This window comes from Bradyrhizobium sp. CCH5-F6 (assembly GCF_001556045.1).
Lineage (GTDB): Bacteria > Pseudomonadota > Alphaproteobacteria > Rhizobiales > Xanthobacteraceae > Bradyrhizobium.
The window spans coordinates 1-2,184 of sequence record NZ_LSIC01000114.1 but is presented as its reverse complement, the minus strand read 5'-3'; the positions used below and the strand labels follow the sequence as shown (position 1 = coordinate 2,184).

Below are 2,184 nucleotides of genomic sequence, written 5' to 3'. Positions count from 1 at the left end.
TTAGCGGAGCAGCTGGAGCACGCTCTGCTGCGACTGGTTGGCCAGCGACAGCGCGGAGACCGCGATCGACTGACGGGTCGAGAGCGCCTGGCTGTTGGCCGCTTCGACGTTGGTGTCGGCCAGCGTGAGGTTGGCCGAGCCGGTCTGCAGCACGTTGATCAGGTTCTTGTTGAAGTCCTGACGGATCTGCACCACCGAGAGGTTCGAACCGAGGCTCGACGCCTCCGAGCGCAGCGTGCTCGACGCAGCGTTCAGGTTGGTGAGCACCTTGTTGGTGGCCGCGTTGTCGATGAAGTCGACACCGCTAGTCAGCGCAGCAAGGCCCAGACCCTTGGAGTTGTAGGTCACGCCGGTGATGCTCAGGTTCGACTTGCCGGTCTCGTCGAACACCAGCTTGAGCTGGTCGCCGTTCAAGAGGTTGACACCGTTGAACGAGGAGTCCTGCGCCGTCGTGTCGATCTGGTTCAGGATGTTGTTGTACTGGTTGACCAGATTGGCACGCGAGGTTTGCGCAACCGTATCCTGGACGGGGGTGGAAGCCGTCGAGAAGGTCAGCGACGAGGTCAGCGTGCCGCCGATCGCACCGCCCGCGGCGCTCGAACCGATGGTCGAGGACGCGTAGTCGTTGGTGGTCGAGATCGTCAGCAGGCCGTTGGCGTCAATCGTCGCAGACAGGTTGTTGGCCTGAAGCTTCGAGTTGAGCTGGTCCAGCGTCTTGACCGTGCCGTTGGTGCCGTCGCCGAAGGTGACGTCAACCGCGGTGCCGCCGTTGAAGGAGGTGAAGGTCAGGGTCTTGCCGCTGATGCCGCCGATGCCGGAGGTGCGGGCCGCCGAGAACGCGCTGGCGGTGCCGGTGTTGCCGGCGAGGCCGAGCGCATTCAGCGCGTTGCCGGTGCCCGTGATCGACAGGTCGGCATTGACGCCGGTCGAGAGCTTGAGCTGGCCCGAGGCGTTGATCGACGAGGCGATCTGGCCCGAGGCGGCCGCAAGCGTCGCGGTGCCGTTGGCGGCAATGGTGGCGGTCTGCACGCCGGTGGCAAGGTCGATCGCGTTGAGCACGTCGTTGACGTTGCCGGCCTGGAGGTAGACCGTCGAGTTGCCGTTGCCGTCGGTGATCACGTTGCCGCTCTTGCCGAAGCCGGTCGGGATCGCCGGAGCGTTGGTCGAGCCGGGGACCGGCGCGTTCTTGAAGGTGATGACCTTGCCGTTGACGTTCAGCGTCGAACCATCCGAGATCAGAGCGCCCAGCGAGGTCGAGCTGGTGGTACGGGTCGCCGTCACCGTGGCGTTGCCGCCACCCGTCGCGGTGGTCAGACCCACAGCCTTGAGCAGGTCGGCCTTGCCGGTCACGGACACGTCCGCACCCGCCGAGCTCTTCAGCGTCACGATGCCTGCGGCCATCGACGAGGCCGTCGCACCGGAAGCGACACCGATCGTCGCGGCGCCGTTGGTGATCGTCGTGGTCTGCACGCCGCTGGCGAGATCGATCGCGGTCAGCAGGTCGTTGACGGTCGCAGCCGGGGTGCCGGCGGTGCCGAGATAGACGGTGGTGTTGCCGCTACCGTCGGTCACGAGGTTGCCGCTGACGCCCGAACCGGTCGGGACCGCAGTGGCCGCCGGAGCCGAACCGGAGCGGAAGGTGATGGTCTTGCCGTTCACCGTCAGCGTGTCGCCGTCGGCCGGAGCCGTGCCGATCTTCGTGGCGGCGGTGGTGCCGATCAGGGTCATCGTGCCGGTGACGGCAGTGGTGCCGTCGGCGGCGTTCACGGCCACAGCGTTCGAGTACGTGCCCTGGGTCGCGCCGAGCGTCGTCGTGCCGGTCGCAGCGGTCGCGCCGCCGGCAGCGCCGCTATACAGCACGTTGCTGAGGGCGGTGTTGCTGGCATAGGACGTCGTGCCGCGCAGGTCGGCGGCGGTCGCACCCGAGATCGTCGTGGAGACGTTCGACTTGGTGGAGTAACCGACCGTGGTCTGCAGCGCCTGGTTCGCGATCGACTTTGCCGAGTCGATCAGCTTCTGCAGCGAGGTGATGCCGGTGTTGGCAGCCTGCAGCACCTGCACGCCGTTGGCGATGCCGTCGAGCAGATTGTTGATGTCGCTGGCGCGGTTGTCGAGCGACTGGGCCGTGAAGAAGTTGGTGGGATTGTCCAGGGCCGAGTTGACGCTCTTGCCGGTCGACAGACG

The 2,184-nt window shown here is 66.4% G+C and carries 1 protein-coding gene; it reads right to left on the bottom strand.

What is annotated here, in order from left to right; all coding sequences use genetic code 11:
* The coding region (locus AX729_RS20430) for a DUF1522 domain-containing protein (protein ID WP_061026174.1) at window positions 1-2,184 on the bottom strand (2,184 nt) is incomplete at its 5' end.